The sequence below is a fragment of the Pseudomonas sp. v388 genome, assembly GCF_003935425.1.
Taxonomy (GTDB): Bacteria; Pseudomonadota; Gammaproteobacteria; order Pseudomonadales; family Pseudomonadaceae; genus Aquipseudomonas.
In genome coordinates this window covers 236,265-253,716 of record NZ_RHQN01000001.1, presented here as the reverse complement: position 1 = coordinate 253,716, position 17,452 = coordinate 236,265, and the positions used below count along the sequence as shown (strand labels likewise).

The following is a 17,452-nucleotide window of genomic DNA, read 5'->3' as shown; positions in this document are numbered from 1 at the left end:
ACAACGCCCTCATCCCGCCGTGCACCTTCGGTATAGCCCCCAGCCAGCGCACTTCAGCGGTTCTCCAAGGCGTGCCTGGGTCATCGATAAATCCAGTATGACCACAGCAATATGCCAAGTAATTGGCGTTATTTAAAACTCCTTGAAAACCGTCAAAAAGTCTACTAACCCTACATCCCGGGGGCAGTAGAGCGGTGAACGGATGGATCTTATGAAGGATGATTGGGATGCAATTGACGCGACGGAGTGTCCTTGCCGGGTTGGCCGTGACCAGCGCCCTGGTGCCTGCCGCTTATTTCGGAGCGCGCAAGGTCAGCAGTTACCTCGAAAAATTCGACGGGACACCGCCGCCGGCTCAGGTCGAGCAGGCCGGCCGTGACACTCGGCGCCTGAGCGGGCGCCTGAGCGGCATCTGGACACTGAAGATCGCCGGCAATGCCGCAGCCATCTTCGGCCTGCCCGCCGCAGGACTGGAATTGCTCCTGGACACCGTGGAGCGCGGCCGGGCGCTGCGCGGCTTCATTGACACGCCGGAAAATCTGCGCGCAGCGCCATTGCCGCGTTACAAGGTGGTGGGTGATCTGATGGACGCCACGCCGGCCTTGATCCGCTGGCGGCTCATGGACCGTGACTCGGTGCGCTATGCGCCGGTCTACGAATTCACGGTCATGCTCGATGACAGCCATGCCCTGCACCTTGAATCGGGGCTGGATGTACTCACCGGGCATATCCAGTTCATCGATTCGCAGCACGGGCTGATCGGCCCAAGGCTCGATGTGGTGATGCTCAAACACGCCACGCCCACCGCCCGCCAGCGCATCGAGCTCAGCCCGCAGCTCCAGGCGTGGGCGACGGCTCCGGAAAACCGCTTGTACCACCAGCTCTGGCATGCGTCCCGGGACCGATGGCACGAGCTGTCGGAGTCGCGCCGCGATGCCCTGCGGGGGCTGGGCTGGCAACCGGGGCCTTTGGGCCAGGAACGTCACGCCCGTGGGCGCAACATGGACCGCAACGGTGCCGGCGTGGATTTTTTCTTCATGCACCGTCACATGATGACCATCGCCCGCGCCCTGAATGCCCCGCCCGCCTGGCGGCACTTCCCGCTTCCGCAGCCGGCCGTCGAGCAGGACCGGGCAGGTTTCGTACGCTACTTCGAAAACGCCGACGGGTTTTCAGTGCCCCCGATGTGGCTCAGCCCTTCCGACGAGTTCTTTACCGAAGGCACCGAGCTGCTCAAAACCCCCGAAGCCTTTCACGCCAATTTCCAGATGTGGGATTCGCGCTATCGCGACGCCGACTACCTGTCACGCCTGACCCTGGGGCAATTCGGCTCGGAAATGGAGCTGGGCCTGCACGACTGGCTGCACATTCGCTGGGCCAGCGTCCCCCGCGACCCGAGCGACGGGGCTGCGGTTCCGGCCGGCCGCAAACCCGTAGACTTCTCCCAACGCTGGTTCAGTCCGGAATACGACTGCCTGGTCGATGCCCTGTCCTCTCACGTCAACCCGCTGTTCTGGTGTTTCCACGGCTGGATGGACGACCGCGTGGAGGACTGGTTCGACGCTCACCAGCGCGCGCATCCAGGCCAGGTGGTAAGACGCCGTCTCTATGATGTGGAATGGTTCGAGGCCGGACCCTGGGTCGAGGTGGCTGAACCCTGGATGGGGCCACCGACCCACGGCTGTTTTTCCCAGCCAGGCTCCAATGGCATCAAGCCAATGGAAGCGGACATCGAGTTGATGAAGCTGGCGCTGGACATCGCCTGCAATACCGACGAACCGACTGACGCCCTGAACAAGGTCCCGCACCGACCGGCGTATGCGCGCAACCTGCCGATGCGCGGGCGACAGGAGCTCTAGCGGGACGAGAATGACGCGGCTGGCTGCAGACGACGCACCGGCCTGTTCGCCGGCACGCCGGCGCCTGCACACGCCTCGCCATGAGCGCCTGCATTATCAGTGGCGCAAGGCGCCGGACATTCCGGCGAGGCCGGGTATGAATCGATCAGCTCTCGGCCGCGACAGTCGAATCCTGATCAGCCGCGGCCGCCAGCTTCAACCGGTCAGCTTTGCTGATGTAGCGGGTCTTGCTCTTGGGTGCCAGTTTGGCGCTGGCCTTTTTGGCCTTGGCTTTGAAGAGTTGCTGGAGCTTTTTCTGGCGATTCATGGCGTTTTACCGGGGTTGAAATGAGGCGAATGATATCAGCTGGACTGCTTGCCCGCTGAAGCGGTGCTGGCCGTTTTCAGTTTCGACTCCGGCCTATACCGCATCCACCAGAAGCAGCCGTCCATCCCGGCCCAGCTGATAGCGCTGCAGATCCCCCGCCACCAACAGCTGCCCGCGGTAATGCCCGAGTGCCTCCTCGCAAATGTCGTCAATCGACGGGCTGCGCCGAGGATTGTCCTGGTAGCGGGCGCTGAAGTGGGTCAGGGCCAGGTTGGGTATTCCGGCGGTTTCGGCGAACTGTGCCACGGCTGCGGCGGTGCTGTGGCCATGGCTGGAACCAGCGCGTTCGACGACAGGCTGGGTGAAGGTCGCCTCATGCACCAATACGTCCGCGCCCTTCGCAACCTCGGCCAGTAACTCGGGGCGATCATTGTCGCCGCAGAGGATGATGCGTCGCCCCGGCCGCGAGGGCCGCAGGTAATCATTGGCATTGAGCAAGCGCCCATCGTGTTCCACATCACGTCCCTTGGCGAGATTGCCCCACAGTGGGCCGCGAGGAATACCGTCAGCCTGGAGGCGTTCCATGTCCAGTCGTGGATCGGGATTGATCTCGGCGAAAACATAGCCGTAACTGGGCACGCGATGTGACAGCTCGATGGTACTCACCTCGACCACGTCATTACGCCAACTGCCGACGGTTTCCAGTGCATGCAAAACCAGCTCGAAAGGCAGGTACGTCTCGCTCACCGCCAGGCTCTGGCGAACCCAGGCATGCAGCGCGACGGGCAGAATGAGGTCCAGGGGTTCGCGCCGTCCGGACATACCGGCGCTGGCGAGCAGTCCCGGCAGGCCGAAGCAGTGGTCACCGTGCACATGGGTGATGAAGATCGCGCGCAGCTCACTGACCGACAGCGACGTGCGCAGCAGCTGATGCTGGGTGCCTTCGCCGCAGTCCACCAGATACCAGCGTTTGCCGGACGCTTCAATGACGGCCGTGGCGCTGACATTGCGGGCTTTGGTGGGCACGCCGGACGACGTGCCGAGAAACTGCAGGAACATAAGCGGGCCTCAGGGGCAAAAGCGGCATTCTACCGTTCTTGCCGGTCGCCGCCGACTGTGCGAAACAGCGCGCGTCGGCACCGACGAACAGGTGCAGGCAACTGGAGCGGTCCCTTCGCCACCGAGGTGGCTGCTACGTGTACAGCGTACGCCGCGAGTGCACAGGAGCCAGCTTGCTGGCGAAGGGGTTATACAAAATCGGTCGTCTCTTTCAAGACACCGCTCGGCGCACCGCGTCTTCCACGACTTCTCCCGCCTCCGCCGCCGCGTCGGTTTCCCGCTCGTGGTCCATCACCGCTTGCGCCAGGTCTTCGGTCAGCCGCAGTTCGACCCCGACCGGCGACATTTGCGCGGCAGCAGTGAACGGTGCCGCCGTTACCGGTTCGGTGCGTTGCGTGCGGCGCCACAGGAACAGGAACACCAGACAGACATTGAGCGCGGCCATGGCCCAGAACAGACCGCCCTCACCCACTTTGGTCATCAATGGCGAAATCATCAGCGGACTGATGGCAGAACCCAGCGAGTTGATCAGCAGCAACCCCTGGATCATCCGCACGATGGCACCGGACGGCGCACTGTCGGCGGCGTGGCTGACCGCCACCGGGTAGACCGCGAACACCCCGCCGCCGAGCAGGAACAACGCGACGATCAGCAGCGGCGAAGACGGCGGCAGCATGAGGATGACCAGCGACAACAGCGCACAGGCGATGCCCAGCACCACCAGCACCATTTGCCGGTCCTGGTGGTCCGACCAACGTCCGACCGGGTACTGCAAGAGCATCGCGCCGAGAATCACCGCCGCCATCATGTGACCGACTTCGGTCACATCCATCCCGACTCGTTGCAGGTACAGCGGCAGCAACGTGTAAATCGCGGCGATGGCGATACCCGAACCGAAACAGCCCACCACACCGGTGGGCGTCACCCGCAGCAGCTGCATGGGCATCAGCGGCTCGGCACGTTCGACGATGGGCGTCGCACGCGGGATCATCACGATGGGCAACAGCGACAACGACGCCAGGATCGCCGCGATCATGAACGGCACCGTGCCGCCCGCCTCGGCGATCGCACCCAGCTTGGCCTGGCCGATGAAACCGGCGCCGTACAGGGCGATCATGTACAGGGCCAGCAGACGACCACGGATCTTGGGGTCGGCGGCCATCAGCAGCCAGCTCTCCACCACCAGAAACACGCCGACCATGGCCCAGCCGTTGATCAGGCGCAGGGCAAACCAGGTCCAGGGATCGGACGACAGCCCCTGAAACAGAATCGTCGTGGCGATCAGCGCCGCGAAACAGCTGTAGGCCCGGATATGCCCGATCCGCACGATCAGGCGGTCGTTGAAGATCGAACCCAGGGTCAGGCCGATGAAGTAGGCAGAGGACACGATACCGACCATCGTGGCCGACTCACCCAGGCTGTCGAGCCGCAGCGTGGTCAACGACGACAGCATTCCGTTGCCGATACTGATGATGAACAGCCCAAGTAACGGCGCCAGCGCCATGGCCAGCAATTGCACAGACATAAAGACCTCAAAACCTCAAAGCTCGATAGAAAACAGAAGTGACGGTGCAGGCGGGCTGCCCATTGATGACGCACCATCGCCTCACACCAGAGTCACGCGCGAGGGCGCGTCTGCGATGGACGGGAAGGCTGCATGAACGGGGATGTCTGGTTCGGCTGAGTGGCAGGCGAGGATCAGGGCACGCTGGGCGTCATTCTTGCCGCGGCCTGAGGGGCGGCGACAAGGCGCGCATATTAGCGACACAGCGCTGCAAGTTGAAGAGACGGCAGTCGGAATAAAAGGGGATTTTACAAATCGGCTTCCAGACACGCTCGGCCTTCGATGGCGGGCTCTGGACAGGCATTGCAACCGCATACGGCGCGATATCCATCCATACGACCATTGGCGTTGATTTACAGCAAGCTTTTGAATGGCTTTTCTGTTCCAATCCACACCGCCAGCCCGCCGGAAAGGCGCATCAACGCTCGTTCCGGAATGCCCCACGCCCTTTTTGAAACCCGAATGTCCGACATGGAGTCCAGGATCGTGGCACCACTCGATGCACTGCGCACCCAGCTACAGCAAGCTGAATCCGTCCTCAAGACGCTGGACACGGAGCTGGCAGGGATTACCTGCGATCCTGCCGAACCGCGCAGCATCAAACTGGCGATCAGTCAGATCATCGAAGCCATCGACACTCGATTCGAGCATTTCAAGTCCAACCCTGTATTAGGGCCGTTGGCAGAAAAGCTGAAGGCGCAATACGTGGAAAACATCCGCTCACAGGTGGCCGAGGCTGCCGCCTCGCAAAGGTGACGCCATCGGTCGTCGGTTGACCTATCGCCCGGCACCAGCGGCGGCGCCCTCGCCCACACATTCTTTGAGCAAGGTCCTGATCGGGCCACGTACCTTGCGTTTTTCCAGATCCTCGGCGCTGAACCAGCGGCAATCCTCGATCTCGTTGCATGGCCGCGCAACCTGCTGACCCGTGCGGCGCGCCTCGAAGAGAAAGTGGATGACGCGCTCTTCCTGATACTGAGCCACGTAGGACAGCTGATCGAAGGTCATGCCGGTTTCTTCGGCCATTTCGCGAATCGCGGCCTGCAACGGCGTTTCACCGGTTTCCACACGGCCACCGGGCAGATTCCATTTGGCGTTGCGCTTGCGCACGAAGAGAATCTCGCGCTCATCGCGGCAAATCACCGTCGCCCGTCTTTTGAGACCGGTCTGTTTCGAGCTCACTGACTCCATTGCCCCCATGTTCGATGCCTCTGGCCTGCTTACGCTTGAAAGACCAGGCACCATGGATACTCTCGACCCATGGTGCGCCCCCTGGGTGTCGATATGATGACCGTCCGCGCCACGGCGAAGTTCAGCGCGATGGCCTGGTGATGAACGATATCGGGGAGATGGACGGAATCTTGAGGGCGCTCGCGGGGAGGCCAGCGCCTGGATTGGGTAATAAGCGGCGTCCCGCAGGCTTCAGGCCCTCTCTGCAAACCGGCCCGCCGAGTTTTTCAGCAGGCTTGCCGGGCTGCTGCTTCGGCCGCCGCCTGGTACTGGCGACGCGAGGCTTCGATGGTTTCTCTATGCCGCTCAGCCCATAGCCAGACACCGCAGAATGCTTCACCCAGGCTCATGCCCATTTCAGTCAGGCGGTATTCGACCTTGGGCGGCACCACCGGATACACCGTGCGGGTCAGCAAACCGTCGGCTTCCATCTGCCGCACAGTCTTGGTCAGCATTTTCTGGCTGACATTGCCGACCTGCGCCGCCAACTGGGTAAAGCGCAGGCAACCCTGCTCGGCCAGTGCTTCAATCACCAGCATGGTCCACTTGTCCGCGATCCGACCGATGATTTCGCGCACCAGCGCTTCGAGCTCAGGATCAACGGCGTGCGCGCCATGGGGCCATTGCGGGTCGCGTCTGGCAGGTTGCAACGGGTCAGGCATGTTCATGGTTTCCTTGCGGTAAGTAGTGCACTTTTGCGCGCCTACTTCCCGCAAGCGCTCGACGCCCCTATCGTAGATCAGGTCAGCCCGAACCGGGCAAGTCTCTCTCAACCAGTGGAGCTCGATATGCATATCACAGGTAACACACTGTTGGTCACCGGCGGCGGCAGCGGCATCGGCCGCGCCCTGGCCGAGGCATTTCTGGCGGCCGGCAATCAGGTCATCATCGCCGGGCGACGCGAGGCGTTATTGAAGGAAGTCTGCGAGGCCAATCCCGGCATGCAGCATGCGGTACTGGACATCAGCGACGCCGAAGATACCCAGCGAGCAGCCGCCGCGCTATTGGCGGACTATCCTGGGCTGAACGCAGTCATCCACAGCGCCGGGATCATGCGCAACGAACGCCTGACAACCGGGCCGTCTGCGCTGGACGAAACCGTGGCGACCAACCTCCTGGGGCCGATTCGCCTGGATGGTTTGCTGCTGCCGCATTTCCTGAAACAGCCCCATGCGGCGATTGTCACTGTGTCATCCGGCCTGGCCTTCGTGCCGCTGGCGATGAACCCGACGTACTGCGCCACCAAGGCGGCGGTGCACTCCTACAGCCAGTCGTTGCGCTATCAGCTCAAGGACACCTCGGTCAAAGTCCACGAACTGGCGCCGCCCTACGTGCAGACCAGCCTGATGGGCGAGCGGCAGGCCAACGATCCCCACGCCATGCCGCTCAAGGAGTTCATCGACGAAGTCATGGCAATTCTCCGTAGCTCGCCGGATGCCGAGGAGATTCTGGTGGAGCGGGTCAAGCCGCTGCGCTATGCCGAAGCGAAGGGGGATTACGCGGCGTTCTTCAAAAGCTTCAACGATCAGATGGCAGCCGCGCGGGCCGGTGAGTAGAGCCGGACACCGGGCCGGCTGTGGAAGACATGCGGAGCGTCGAGGAACACTCCGCATGGCCGGCCTGGTGCAGCGCGGTCAGGCCCTGACCCGCTCCAGTTGCCGCTCGATCATGTACTTGGTTGCCAGCCGCCGTTCCTTGAGAAGCCGGATACCATCGTCGTCGATATTGCCCGCCGAGATGGACTCCGCCGCCAGTACCTGATTGTCGATGTCGACGTAGGCGTCCAGCAGACGGTCCAGTTCAGGATCATGCTGACGACGTTGTTGCACGATTTCTCGAGGGTAATGCAGATCCTGATACAGATCATGGGAAACAGGCATGGGCGTTCTCCTTTCGTACGCGGAATGCTGAAGTCACCTGTTTAGAGCGGTCCGGAGCAGTTCGGTTGATGCCGGATCAGCATGGATCGACGAACGGTCATCCGTCCGTCGAAAATGCGCGGGCGTTCAGACGCGTTGCCAGTGCTCGGGGCCGACAAAAAATGCGCGGGCGTTGCTCTCAAGCCTCTCCAGGTGATAACCGCCTTCCTGAACGATCACCGTCGGCAGCGCCAGGCTGCGAATCCTTTCACCCAGCCGTGCGAAACCTTCACGGGTGACGGCGACTTTGGTCTGCGGGTCCAGCTCGTAGATGTCGAAACCCAGTGACAGGACCAGCACCTCGGCACCGAACGCCCTGACCGCCGCAAGCGCCTGTTCCAGCTTGTCCATGAACACCGCCTCGCTGGAGCCGTGGGGCATGGGCAGATTGACGTTGAAGCCCTCGCCTGCGCCTGCGCCGCGCTCTTGCTCAAAACCGGCCACGCCGGGATAGAAGTTGGTCGGGTCGCCGTGGATCGAGACATACAACACGTCGTCACGGTCGTAGAAAATTTCCTGAATACCCTGACCATGGTGCATGTCGGTATCCAGCACCGCGACGCGCTGGTATCGCTCGCGCAGTACCTGAGCAGCCACCGCCGCGTTGTTGAGGTAGCAGAACCCGCCGGCCGCTTCATATCGAGCATGGTGGCCGGGCGGACGGCACAGTGCGTAGGCCGCCGGTTCGCCGTCCAGCACCGCTCTGGCTGCGGCCACTGCGCTTTGCGCCGACCAGTACGCCGAACGCCAGGTCAGCGCGCCGACCGGGCAACTGCCGTCGGCCAGATAGCGGCCTGCCTGGGCGAGAATCCCGCGCAAGGCATTGGGTTCGCGCACGAAAATGTTCGACATGACCTCCTCGCCCCAGTCTTCGGGCACTTCCTTCCAGCGTCGATGGGCTTCTTCGAGAAAGGTCAGATAGGCCGCGCCGTGCACCGCCAGCAGCGGTTCGAGCCCGTGATCGGCAGGCTGGGCGACATCGAAGCCCAGGTTCTTCGCGGCGATCAGCAGATTCTGCGCCCGCTCGGGCACTTCCTGCGGCGTGCGCATCTGCCCACGGGAGTAATAGCTGCGCGGATGGTGCAGGAGTTGTTCGGGATGAAAAAAGCTGCGCATCGGGATTTTCCTTATTCAGACCGGCCGGCACGCGCCAGCACGGCATTGAGCAATACGTCGGTGCCCTGACGCACGTCGTCAGGCAGGGCATCTTCGGCTTCGTTGTGGCTCAGACCGCCTACGCACGGGATAAACACCATGGCCGTGGGGCAGAACCGCGCCAAATGGATCGCGTCGTGCCCGGCACCGCTGACGATGGACTGATGGGCATAACCCAGTGCCTCCACGGCCTGTTGCACGTGGCCGACGCATTCGGCATCGAACGGTGTGGCCGGGCTGATCCAGTGCGGCGCAATGCCCACGTTCAGACCGCGCTGGGCGGCAATGTCCTGCAAACGCAGGCGCACCTGCTGTTCCATTGCCTCGATGGCGTCATCGTGGTGGTGACGCAAATCCACGGTGAACTTCACCACGCCGGGAATGGTGTTGCGCGATGACTTGGCAATATCCAGTTCGCCGACCGTGGTCAGGCCTTGCGGGGCAAAATCGGCTGCCAGGGTTTCCAGCGCCTGAATCATTTGCGCGGCGCCGTACAGCGCATCCCTGCGCAGCGCCATGGGCGTGGTGCCGGCATGGGCAGCCATGCCTTCGACCTGCACGTCCAGCCAGCGGATCGCCTGGCCGCCGGTCACCACGCCGATGCTGTTGCCGTTGTCTTCCAGGATCGGACCTTGCTCGATGTGCGCCTCGAAATAGGCATCCACCGGCACGCCCAAAGCCCGGTCGCCGTCGTAGCCGGTACGGGCCAGCGCCTGAGCGACACTGATCCCGTCGGCATCCGTGGCTGCCAGGCCTTTTTCCAACGCCATGGCGCCGGTGAACACCGCCGAGCCGAGCATCGCCGGTGTGAAGCGCGCGCCCTCCTCGTTGGTCCATACCGCCACTTCCAGCGGTTTGCGGGTCTTGATTCCCAGATCGTCAAGGCGCCGCAGCACTTCAAGCCCTGCCAGCACGCCGTAGACGCCGTCGAACCGCCCGCCTTCGGGCTGGGTGTCCAGATGGCTGCCCATCATCACCGGCGCGGCATTGGCCTGGGTTCCGGCGCGGCGGGCGAACAGGTTGCCGATGGCATCGACACTAAGCGTCAGGCCTGCTTCCCGGCACCAGCCTGCGAACAGCTGGCGCCCGGCCTTGTCCTCTTCGCCAAGCGCCAGGCGGCAACTGCCACCCCGAGCGGTGGCGCCGACTTCGGCCATGTCCATCAGACTTGCCCACAGGCGGTCCGCATTGATTGTCAGCATCGCGATGTCTCCTCGATTCAGGACTGAGGTGCCATTTCCAGGCGGTTGGCGTCGGCATGGCGGCGCGCGAGGATCATCACGCAGACCAGCGAAAGCCCCGAGATCACGCTGTAGAACACCGCCATCGGCCACCACTGCCCGACGTACTGATGCGCCAGCCAGGTGCCGATCAACGGTGTCAAGCCGCCGGCCAGTGCGCCGCAGACCTGATACGCCAGCGAGATCGCGGTGTAGCGCACGCGGGTCTCGAACATGCTGCTGACGTAGCCGGCGATCACCGCGTAGAAGGACGCCATACACACCACCGCCAAGGCGATGCCGACGATGATCAACGGTGCCTCACCGCTGCTCACCAGCACGAACATCGGGTACGGCGAAGCCATGGCCAGCAACGACACCACGCACAGGAACCGGGTAGCGCCGACTTTCTCGGCGATCCACGCGGCCACCGGCTGAATGCAGAACTGAATGATGGCGACGACGAACAGACACTCCAGAATCAGCGAGCGCGGCAGGCTCAACTGTTGGGTGGTGTAGGCGATCATGAAGGTGTTGGTGAAATACACACCGGCAATGCCCAGCGTATTGGCGCCGATGCACAACAGCAGCGGCCGCCAGGAGGACTTGAGCACTTCCAGTACCGGCGCCTGCTCTTTCTTGACGGACTTGGCGCGGGTCTTGTCGGCCAGTTCCTTCTCAGCCAGAAACTCCGGCGACTCGCTGACACCCAGACGAATCGCCAACCCGACCACCAACAACAACGCGCTGGCCAGGAACGGCAGACGCCAACCCCAGCTCATCAGGTCTTCCTCGGGTAGCCGCGTGACGGCACTGAACGCCAGCAAGGACAGGATCAATCCCGCCGGGCTGCCCAGTTGTGCGAACGAAGCGAAGAAATTACGCCGGCCCTTGGGCGCATGCTCGCCGGCCATCAATACTGCGCCGCCCCACTCGCCGCCCACCGCGATGCCTTGCACGATACGCAACAGAATCAGCAACACCGGAGCGGCGGCGCCGATCTGCGCGTAGGTCGGCAGCAAGCCGATGCAGACGGTGACCACGCCCATCATGATCAGGGTAATGACCAGGGATTTCTTGCGACCGATGCGATCACCGATATGGCCGAACACTACACCGCCCAACGGCCGGGCGAAGAACCCCACTGCGAAGGTGCCGAACGCGGCCATGGTGCTGAACAGTTTGTCGTCGGAGGGAAAGAACAGCTGGCCGAACACCAGCGCCGCAGCGGTGGCATAGATATAAAAGTCGTACCACTCGATCATCGTACCGATGAACGCGGCAGCCGCAGCACGGCGTGGCTGAGGCGAAGCGGTTGGCTTCATGGGTCAGGCTCCTTTGAAGGGTGTCTGACAACGACTGCGCTCGCAACGTTGTCACACCGCCTTCGTCTTTGGGTTTGTTGTTTTGGCAGGAGAAAAAGGGTGTCGCACGACGCGCTCTGACGGCGCTGGTCGGTGACGAGATTTATCGTCTCGGGGCTATGATTAGTCAAATTTCTATTTATTATTCCGACTATAAATGCTGCTTATTATTCGAGACTTGCCATGCCCGACCTTCGCCGCGACGCTCATCCGCTGCTCAATGACCGCCTGGACTGGAACCTGCTGCGCACCTTTCGCGTCATCGGCCAGGAACTGAGCATCAGCCGTGCCGCCGCGCGTTTGCACGTTACCCAGCCGGCGATCAGCCAGGCCCTGCGGCGTCTGGAAGAACAACTGGGCTGCCAGTTGATCGCGAGACGCGGACCGCGCTTCGACCTGACCGAAGCCGGCGAGCAGATCTTCGCCATCGCCGGCGAGATGTACGGCCAGGTGTCGCAACTGGGCAGCGCGCTGCAGCAGCCCGGCGACGAAGTGATCGGCAAGGTGCGCCTGCTGATGATCAGCCGCATTTTCTCCGACCGGTTCGATGAGTTTCTGGCCGACTTTCACCGCCGGCATCCTCGCGTGGACCTGGAAATCGACGTGATGCGCAGCTCGGACATCGTCAGCGCCCTGCTGGAAAAGACCGCCACCCTGGGCCTGAGCCTCAATCGCCGCCCGCAACCGCGACTGGAGCAACGCCTGTTTCTGCGCCAGCGCTATGCGTTCTATTGCGGCCGCCATCACTCACTGTTCGGCCGCAGCAATCTGAGCGACACCGACCTGCAATCGGAGAACTTCGTCAGCTTCACCAGCGACCAGATCGGCGGCATGCTCTCGCCGCTGACCATCTTCCGTGACCAGCAAGGCTTCAGCGGACGCATCGTCGCGTCTTCACCCAGCCTTGAAGAGGTGCGGCGGCTGGTGATCGCCGGTTTCGGCCTGGGCTGCCTGCCGGAACACGTGGTGGCCGACGACGTTGCCAATGGCCTGCTCTGGCGCCTGCCGCCGGATGACGGGATCGCCGATGTCGACATCCACCTGCTGTGGAACCGCGAGCAGAAACTGAGCCGCGCCGAACGGGTGTTTATCGAGAACCTGGAACAGCGCCTGGCCCAGAATTAGCCGCCGCTCAGACTGAATAATTTTGTCCGCACCGAGCACTCCAGATAAGCTTGAGCGCTGATTCAGTTCCCCGTATCGCGTTACAGCGGATGAGAAAAACCTTATGAGCACCTCTTTCCAGCGACAGCCTGCCCTTCCATTCCAATGCGTCGCGGCCATTTTCGGGACACCAGCATGATCGAGGTCACGGAAGTTTCCATCGCCCGACTGCGTGCTGCGCTGGAGTCCGGCGAAACCACCGCCGTTGAACTGGTGCAGGCATATCTGGCACGAATCGACGCCTACGACACGCCCGACACCGCGACGGCGCTGAACGCCGTGGTGGTGCGTAATCCTGCTGCGCTCGACGAAGCGCTGGCCTCCGATGCGCGTCGCGCACTCGGCAAACCGCTGGGACCTCTGGACGGCATTCCCTATACCGCCAAAGACAGCTATCTGGTGACCGGTCTTACGGCCGCGTCGGGCAGCCCGGCGTTCGTCAATCTGGTTGCCCAGCGTGATGCGTTCACCATCAGTCGGCTGCGCGCCGCCGGTGCCATCTGCCTGGGCAAGACCAACATGCCGCCCATGGCCAACGGCGGCATGCAGCGCGGTGTGTATGGCCGTGCGGAAAGCCCGTACAACGCCGGTTACCTGACCGCGCCGTTCGCCTCCGGCTCGTCGAATGGCGCCGGAACCGCCACTGCCGCCAGTTTTGCCGCGTTCGGCATGGCCGAGGAAACCTGGTCCAGCGGCCGAGGCCCGGCGTCGAACAATGGATTGTGCGCCTACACCCCGTCGCGTGGGGTGATCTCGGTGCGCGGCAACTGGCCGCTGACCCCGACCATGGACGTGGTCGTGCCCTACGCCCGCAGCATGGCGGATCTGCTGGAAGTGCTGGATGTCATCGTCGCCGAGGATCCCGACACTCGCGGCGACCTCTGGCGCATGCAGCCCTGGGTGCCGCTCCCCAGTGTCGCCTCGGTGCGCCCGGCGTCCTACGCCGAGCTGGTCGCCGTCCCGCACGACCTGGCCGGCAAGCGCTTCGGCGTGCCGCGCATGTTCATCAACGCCGATCCCGAAGCAGGCACCGCCGAGAAACCGGGCATCGGCGGCCCGACCGGGCAGCGCATACACACTCGCGCTTCGGTGATCGACCTTTGGCAGCAAGCCCGACAAGCACTTGAGGCCGCAGGCGCGCAGGTGATTGAAGTGGATTTCCCGCTGGTGTCGAACTGCGAAGGCGACCGGCCGGGCGCGCCTACGGTTTTCTCGCGCGGGCTGGTGTCCAAAGAGTTTCTCCATGACGAACTGTGGGGCCTGTCGGCCTGGGCGTTCGACGACTTCCTGCGCGCTAACAACGACCCGGCGCTGCATCGCCTGGTCGACGTCGACGGCGCGCAGATCTTCCCTCACGACCCCGGCACCCTGCCCAATCGTGAAGACGAGCTGGCGGCCGGCATGGACGAATACGTGCGCATGGCCGAGCGTGGCATCCCGGCCTGGAACCAGATCCCGACTCTGGCCGATGGCCTGCGCGGGCTGGAGCAGACGCGTCGGATCGACCTGGAAGACTGGATGGAAAACCTGGGTCTGGATGCCGTTCTGTTTCCGACCGTGGCTGACGTAGGGCCGGCGGACGCCGACGTCAACCCGGTGTCTGCCGATATCGCCTGGAGCAATGGTGTGTGGGTCGCCAACGGCAACCTTGCCATTCGCCACCTGGGCGTGCCGACGGTGACCGTGCCCATGGGGGTGATGGCGGATATCGGCATGCCGGTCGGGCTGACGTTTGCCGGGCGCGCCTATGACGACTCGAATCTGCTGCGCTTCGGCTCGGCGTTCGAGTCCCTGGGCAACAAACGTGTCATCCCGCCGCGTACCCCGCCGTTGTCGTCCAGCGGCGAGAGCTGATGTGAAGAGAAAAGCCGACCTGCCTGTGAAGACCTGCGTGGTCTGCGGGCTGCCTTTCAGTTGGCGCAAGAAATGGGCGCGCTGCTGGGACGAAGTCCGCTATTGCTCGGAGCGTTGCCGTCGGCACAAGGCTGTGTGCCGCGGCGCTACTCCGGTGCAAGCGCCAGAACGCTAATCGTAGAACGGCTCCACCAGCGTTCGGCTGCCCACGAAAAAGCTGTCTGCCACCAGGCGCAGCGGTTGCAGGTCCATATCGCTGGCCTTGTCGGTGATCAGTTGCTGGAAGTGGCGATACACCGCTGCGTACTCGCCCTCTTCGGACACCGCCTGCTGGACGCCGTCGATGCTCAACAGCGCGCCGCCGTTGTCCAGACGCAGCACGCCTTCGGCACAGCGAATCTCGATGCTCCACAGCTCATCCTGACCGTGGTCGAAATCAAACCCGGCGTGCACCGTGAGCCGCTGCGCGTCGGACATTTCAATGTCGGCGGCGATCGGCGACTGGCAATTATCGGGAACCCGCAGTGCGGCGGACTTCACGAACAGCGGGAGCGGCAGCAGATGGGTGATGATGGACAAGGCGTTGATGCCGGGATCGAACACCCCCAGGCCGCCGGGTTGCCAGATCCAGGCCTGACCGGGGTGCCACTTGCGCACGTCTTCCTTCCAGTCGATCTGCACGCTTTGCACAGTGCGGCTGCCTAGCCAGTCGCGCGCCGCCGCGATGCCTGGCGCGTAACGCGAATGCCAGGCGAACAACCCGCTGACGCCTTGCTTGCCTGCCTGATCCACCAAGGCCATGGCTTCGCCCAGCGTGGCGCATGGCGGCTTTTCCACCAGCACGTGCTTACCGGCAGCCAGCGCCTCTTGCACCAGAGCGAATCGACCTTGGGGTGGTGTACAGAACGCAACGGCGTCGACCTGCGGACCGTTTTCCAGCAGCTCTTTCAATGACCGAAAATTCTCGACGTCGGCACAGGGCTGGCCTTGGGTGGCGACGGATATCAGTTTGAAAGCGGGGTTGGCGAGGATCGCCGGAACGTGCTGGTCCTGGGCAATCTTGCCGTAGCCCACCAGACCGAGACGGATCGGTTGCATCTGTGACTCCTGTTTATTGTATTTGTGTAGGGGCAGCAGCGACCTACTCTAGCAATAAACAGCAACCTCGTGGGAGCGGACCGGGCGGCGCTCCGCTTGTCCGCGAAGGGGAGCTTTGCGGGCAGTGTTCATGCCGCGGCGTTGCGGTGGATGTTCTGCTTTTACTGCCGCTGCGCGCCAGATCGCGACCAAGGTTGCTCCTACAGTGATCGTGGCGATCTACCGCGCGGCGCTCCAAACTTCCCGACTGGCCGCGAACCCGCGCTGCAGGTCGTTGGTCAAAGCCCGCGCGTCGTCCAGACCGATGTGCAGCCGCACCGCGGCGCGACGTCACCTATTACCTGTGGGTCCGCCGCAATGCGGTCAACCCACTGGTGCAACGGGCCTATGAACTGATTCGCGCCAGGCAGGGGCTGTAGTGGCGGCCTGGCGGGCTGCTCCGGGATCGATCAGGGGATCAGTTTTCGCGCCCGCATGTCGTCCAGATGCGCCAGCAGAACCTCGTCGGAGCGCAGGGTCATGGCATCGAAGCCGGCCTGACGAGCCTTGGTGACGTCGAAAAACGCATCTTTCTCGACATGAAAAATGAAGTCACCAAATGAGCCCAAGGCGATCTGGTCGGTATCGGCCTGGGCCAGCCCTTCTCGCTGTGCCAGACCGCTCCACACCGGCTGCAACGCCTTGATTCGCTGCTGCAGGGAAATGGGCTGTGGCTCGCCGACTTCCAGGCCGAACCACTGGGCCAGTTTCGGCCACACATGACTCCAGCGAAACACGTCGCCGTTGGTGAGGTTGAACGCGCCGTCGGCGTCAGTCTGCGCGGCCCACACTGCGGCCTGGCCGATGAGCCCCGCGGCCGTGACGTTGACCACGGCATTGCGGTAGGCCTGCTCCGGGCCGGGAAACTGCATGGCGGTACCGGTTTCCCGGCACAGCGCACCGTACACCCCAATCAGGTTCCCCAGGTTCATGGCCGACCCCAGTGAATGGCCGATGACGATGTCCGGGCGCAAGGCGGTCCATTTCACTCCTTCTTTTTCCAGCGACCTAGCGAAGTCTTCATGTCGAAAATACAGATTGGGCGGAAAATGCCGGCTGTCATCCTCCCGCGCCGGCGTCTTGTAAACGCCCAGTTGGGCGCCGTACACCTTGCCGCCCTGAATGAAGGTGATCCGCTCCAGATCGGCTCCCGCCTTGCGCACCGCCCCGACGAGGTTCTCGAACATGGCGGCGTTTTCATCCGCTTCTACACCTGGATCCGGGTTGGGCTTGAGCGCACTGTAGAACAGATGGGTCACGCCCTTGAGGCTGTCACGGGCGCTGTCGAGGCTGCCGGGTGCAAGCAGATCGGCCACCAGATGCGGGCAGTCGCCAGGCGGGGTTGCAGCTCGCCCCACGGTAGTGATCCGCCACCCGGCGTGGGTGAAACTGTCGAGTACCGAGCGACCGATCACGCCGCTGGCGCCTGCAATGAGTACGTGTTTTTCAGACATGTGCCGTCCTCCATTCAAGTTCGCAGTGAACCTAGACAGACAGCAACCGGTGGGCTTTGTCCATTCTTTCGCCACGCCCGCCCACAGACAGTACCGTTCGTCCGTCAATGGAAACCATTGGATCCCACTTCGCCCAAAAAATCAGGACCTGACGTGAGCCTGATGT

17 protein-coding genes and 1 pseudogene are annotated in these 17,452 nt (G+C 63.0%); 7 read left to right on the top strand and 11 right to left on the bottom strand.

Annotated elements, in window-relative coordinates; all coding sequences use genetic code 11:
* Positions 1-227 precede the first annotated feature (227 nt).
* Positions 228-1,859 (top strand): PvdJ/PvdD/PvdP-like protein, encoded by a 1,632-nt coding sequence (locus tag EGJ27_RS01130; RefSeq protein ID WP_125828870.1) that lies wholly within the window; start codon positions 228-230, stop codon positions 1,857-1,859.
* Between the two features lie 145 nt (positions 1,860-2,004).
* Here the strand turns inward: EGJ27_RS01130 and EGJ27_RS01125 are convergent, their stop codons facing one another.
* From EGJ27_RS01125 to EGJ27_RS01115, 3 genes are all read right to left on the bottom strand, one after another.
* Positions 2,005-2,166 carry a DUF2986 domain-containing protein gene (locus EGJ27_RS01125; protein ID WP_125828868.1) on the bottom strand — a complete coding sequence of 54 codons (162 nt, stop codon included), beginning with the start codon at positions 2,164-2,166 and terminating at the stop codon, positions 2,005-2,007.
* A 93-nt stretch (positions 2,167-2,259) separates the two neighbouring features.
* Positions 2,260-3,225: a ribonuclease Z gene (locus EGJ27_RS01120; RefSeq protein WP_125828866.1), complete on the bottom strand. Its 966-nt coding sequence runs from the start codon at positions 3,223-3,225 to the stop codon at positions 2,260-2,262.
* A gap of 211 nt (positions 3,226-3,436) precedes the next feature.
* Positions 3,437-4,750: an MFS transporter gene (locus EGJ27_RS01115; RefSeq protein WP_125828864.1), complete on the bottom strand. Its 1,314-nt coding sequence runs from the start codon at positions 4,748-4,750 to the stop codon at positions 3,437-3,439.
* 387 nt (positions 4,751-5,137) lie between these two features.
* On the opposite strand from EGJ27_RS01115, the gene EGJ27_RS01110 reads away from it, so the two are divergent.
* Positions 5,138-5,545: a hypothetical protein gene (locus EGJ27_RS01110; protein ID WP_125828862.1), complete on the top strand. Its 408-nt coding sequence runs from the start codon at positions 5,138-5,140 to the stop codon at positions 5,543-5,545.
* A 21-nt stretch (positions 5,546-5,566) separates the two neighbouring features.
* Here the strand turns inward: EGJ27_RS01110 and EGJ27_RS01105 are convergent, their stop codons facing one another.
* Both EGJ27_RS01105 and EGJ27_RS01100 read right to left on the bottom strand, forming a co-directional pair.
* The gene (locus EGJ27_RS01105; protein ID WP_256672607.1) at positions 5,567-5,980 is read right to left on the bottom strand and encodes an NUDIX hydrolase; all 414 of its coding nucleotides are present in this window, start codon (positions 5,978-5,980) and stop codon (positions 5,567-5,569) included.
* A 266-nt stretch (positions 5,981-6,246) separates the two neighbouring features.
* Positions 6,247-6,681 (bottom strand): helix-turn-helix domain-containing protein, encoded by a 435-nt coding sequence (locus tag EGJ27_RS01100; RefSeq protein ID WP_125828859.1) that lies wholly within the window; start codon positions 6,679-6,681, stop codon positions 6,247-6,249.
* 126 nt (positions 6,682-6,807) lie between these two features.
* Between EGJ27_RS01100 and EGJ27_RS01095 the strand changes: the two genes are divergently transcribed.
* The gene (locus EGJ27_RS01095; protein ID WP_125828857.1) at positions 6,808-7,575 is read left to right on the top strand and encodes an SDR family oxidoreductase; all 768 of its coding nucleotides are present in this window, start codon (positions 6,808-6,810) and stop codon (positions 7,573-7,575) included.
* Positions 7,576-7,653: 78 nt separating this feature from the next.
* Here EGJ27_RS01095 and EGJ27_RS01090 read toward each other — a convergent pair whose 3' ends face one another.
* From EGJ27_RS01090 to EGJ27_RS01075, 4 genes are all read right to left on the bottom strand, one after another.
* Positions 7,654-7,899 carry a hypothetical protein gene (locus EGJ27_RS01090; RefSeq protein WP_125828855.1) on the bottom strand — a complete coding sequence of 82 codons (246 nt, stop codon included), beginning with the start codon at positions 7,897-7,899 and terminating at the stop codon, positions 7,654-7,656.
* 126 nt (positions 7,900-8,025) lie between these two features.
* A complete protein-coding gene (locus tag EGJ27_RS01085) occupies positions 8,026-9,054 on the bottom strand; it encodes a histone deacetylase family protein (protein ID WP_125828854.1) in 1,029 nt (342 codons plus the stop codon).
* An 11-nt stretch (positions 9,055-9,065) separates the two neighbouring features.
* Positions 9,066-10,295, bottom strand: a complete 1,230-nt coding sequence (locus tag EGJ27_RS01080) for a Zn-dependent hydrolase (RefSeq protein ID WP_125828852.1) — start codon at positions 10,293-10,295, stop codon at positions 9,066-9,068.
* Between the two features lie 17 nt (positions 10,296-10,312).
* Positions 10,313-11,638 carry an MFS transporter gene (locus tag EGJ27_RS01075; protein WP_125828851.1) on the bottom strand — a complete coding sequence of 442 codons (1,326 nt, stop codon included), beginning with the start codon at positions 11,636-11,638 and terminating at the stop codon, positions 10,313-10,315.
* A gap of 222 nt (positions 11,639-11,860) precedes the next feature.
* On the opposite strand from EGJ27_RS01075, the gene EGJ27_RS01070 reads away from it, so the two are divergent.
* From EGJ27_RS01070 to EGJ27_RS01060, 3 genes are all read left to right on the top strand, one after another.
* Positions 11,861-12,802 carry a LysR family transcriptional regulator gene (locus tag EGJ27_RS01070; RefSeq protein WP_125828849.1) on the top strand — a complete coding sequence of 314 codons (942 nt, stop codon included), beginning with the start codon at positions 11,861-11,863 and terminating at the stop codon, positions 12,800-12,802.
* 174 nt (positions 12,803-12,976) lie between these two features.
* Complete coding sequence (locus EGJ27_RS01065) at positions 12,977-14,695, top strand: amidase (protein ID WP_125828847.1); 1,719 nt, start codon at positions 12,977-12,979, stop codon at positions 14,693-14,695.
* A gap of 1 nt (position 14,696) precedes the next feature.
* Entirely contained in the window at positions 14,697-14,870 is a 174-nt protein-coding gene (locus EGJ27_RS01060) for a DUF2256 domain-containing protein (protein WP_125828846.1), read from the top strand.
* On the opposite strand, the gene EGJ27_RS01055 is transcribed toward EGJ27_RS01060, so the two are convergent.
* Positions 14,867-15,793 carry a Gfo/Idh/MocA family protein gene (locus EGJ27_RS01055; RefSeq protein WP_125828844.1) on the bottom strand — a complete coding sequence of 309 codons (927 nt, stop codon included), beginning with the start codon at positions 15,791-15,793 and terminating at the stop codon, positions 14,867-14,869. The genes EGJ27_RS01060 and EGJ27_RS01055 overlap by 4 nt on opposite strands.
* Positions 15,794-16,119: 326 nt before the next feature.
* On the opposite strand from EGJ27_RS01055, the pseudogene EGJ27_RS24990 reads away from it, so the two are divergent.
* Positions 16,120-16,212 (top strand): annotated as a pseudogene (locus EGJ27_RS24990) (LysR family transcriptional regulator); the annotation flags it as partial.
* Positions 16,213-16,242: 30 nt separating this feature from the next.
* Here the strand turns inward: EGJ27_RS24990 and EGJ27_RS01045 are convergent.
* Positions 16,243-17,286 carry an SDR family oxidoreductase gene (locus EGJ27_RS01045; RefSeq protein WP_125828842.1) on the bottom strand — a complete coding sequence of 348 codons (1,044 nt, stop codon included), beginning with the start codon at positions 17,284-17,286 and terminating at the stop codon, positions 16,243-16,245.
* Between the last annotated feature and the right edge of the window lie 166 nt (positions 17,287-17,452).

Bases quoted from the DNA above. Each gene is read 5' to 3' on its own strand.
- EGJ27_RS01080 (WP_125828852.1), bottom strand. From the start codon at position 10,295: ATGCTGACAATCAATGCGGACCGCCTGTGGGCAAGTCTGATGGACATG.
- EGJ27_RS01070 (WP_125828849.1), top strand. From the start codon at position 11,861: ATGCCCGACCTTCGCCGCGACGCTCATCCGCTGCTCAATGACCGCCTG.
- EGJ27_RS01045 (WP_125828842.1), bottom strand. From the start codon at position 17,286: ATGTCTGAAAAACACGTACTCATTGCAGGCGCCAGCGGCGTGATCGGT.
- EGJ27_RS01085 (WP_125828854.1), bottom strand. From the start codon at position 9,054: ATGCGCAGCTTTTTTCATCCCGAACAACTCCTGCACCATCCGCGCAGC.
- EGJ27_RS01055 (WP_125828844.1), bottom strand. From the start codon at position 15,793: ATGCAACCGATCCGTCTCGGTCTGGTGGGCTACGGCAAGATTGCCCAG.
- EGJ27_RS01130 (WP_125828870.1), top strand. From the start codon at position 228: ATGCAATTGACGCGACGGAGTGTCCTTGCCGGGTTGGCCGTGACCAGC.
- EGJ27_RS01095 (WP_125828857.1), top strand. From the start codon at position 6,808: ATGCATATCACAGGTAACACACTGTTGGTCACCGGCGGCGGCAGCGGC.
- EGJ27_RS01075 (WP_125828851.1), bottom strand. From the start codon at position 11,638: ATGAAGCCAACCGCTTCGCCTCAGCCACGCCGTGCTGCGGCTGCCGCG.
- EGJ27_RS01090 (WP_125828855.1), bottom strand. From the start codon at position 7,899: ATGCCTGTTTCCCATGATCTGTATCAGGATCTGCATTACCCTCGAGAA.
- EGJ27_RS01120 (WP_125828866.1), bottom strand. From the start codon at position 3,225: ATGTTCCTGCAGTTTCTCGGCACGTCGTCCGGCGTGCCCACCAAAGCC.
- EGJ27_RS01125 (WP_125828868.1), bottom strand. From the start codon at position 2,166: ATGAATCGCCAGAAAAAGCTCCAGCAACTCTTCAAAGCCAAGGCCAAA.
- EGJ27_RS01115 (WP_125828864.1), bottom strand. From the start codon at position 4,750: ATGTCTGTGCAATTGCTGGCCATGGCGCTGGCGCCGTTACTTGGGCTG.
- EGJ27_RS01105 (WP_256672607.1), bottom strand. From the start codon at position 5,980: ATGGAGTCAGTGAGCTCGAAACAGACCGGTCTCAAAAGACGGGCGACG.
- EGJ27_RS01100 (WP_125828859.1), bottom strand. From the start codon at position 6,681: ATGCCTGACCCGTTGCAACCTGCCAGACGCGACCCGCAATGGCCCCAT.
- EGJ27_RS01065 (WP_125828847.1), top strand. From the start codon at position 12,977: ATGATCGAGGTCACGGAAGTTTCCATCGCCCGACTGCGTGCTGCGCTG.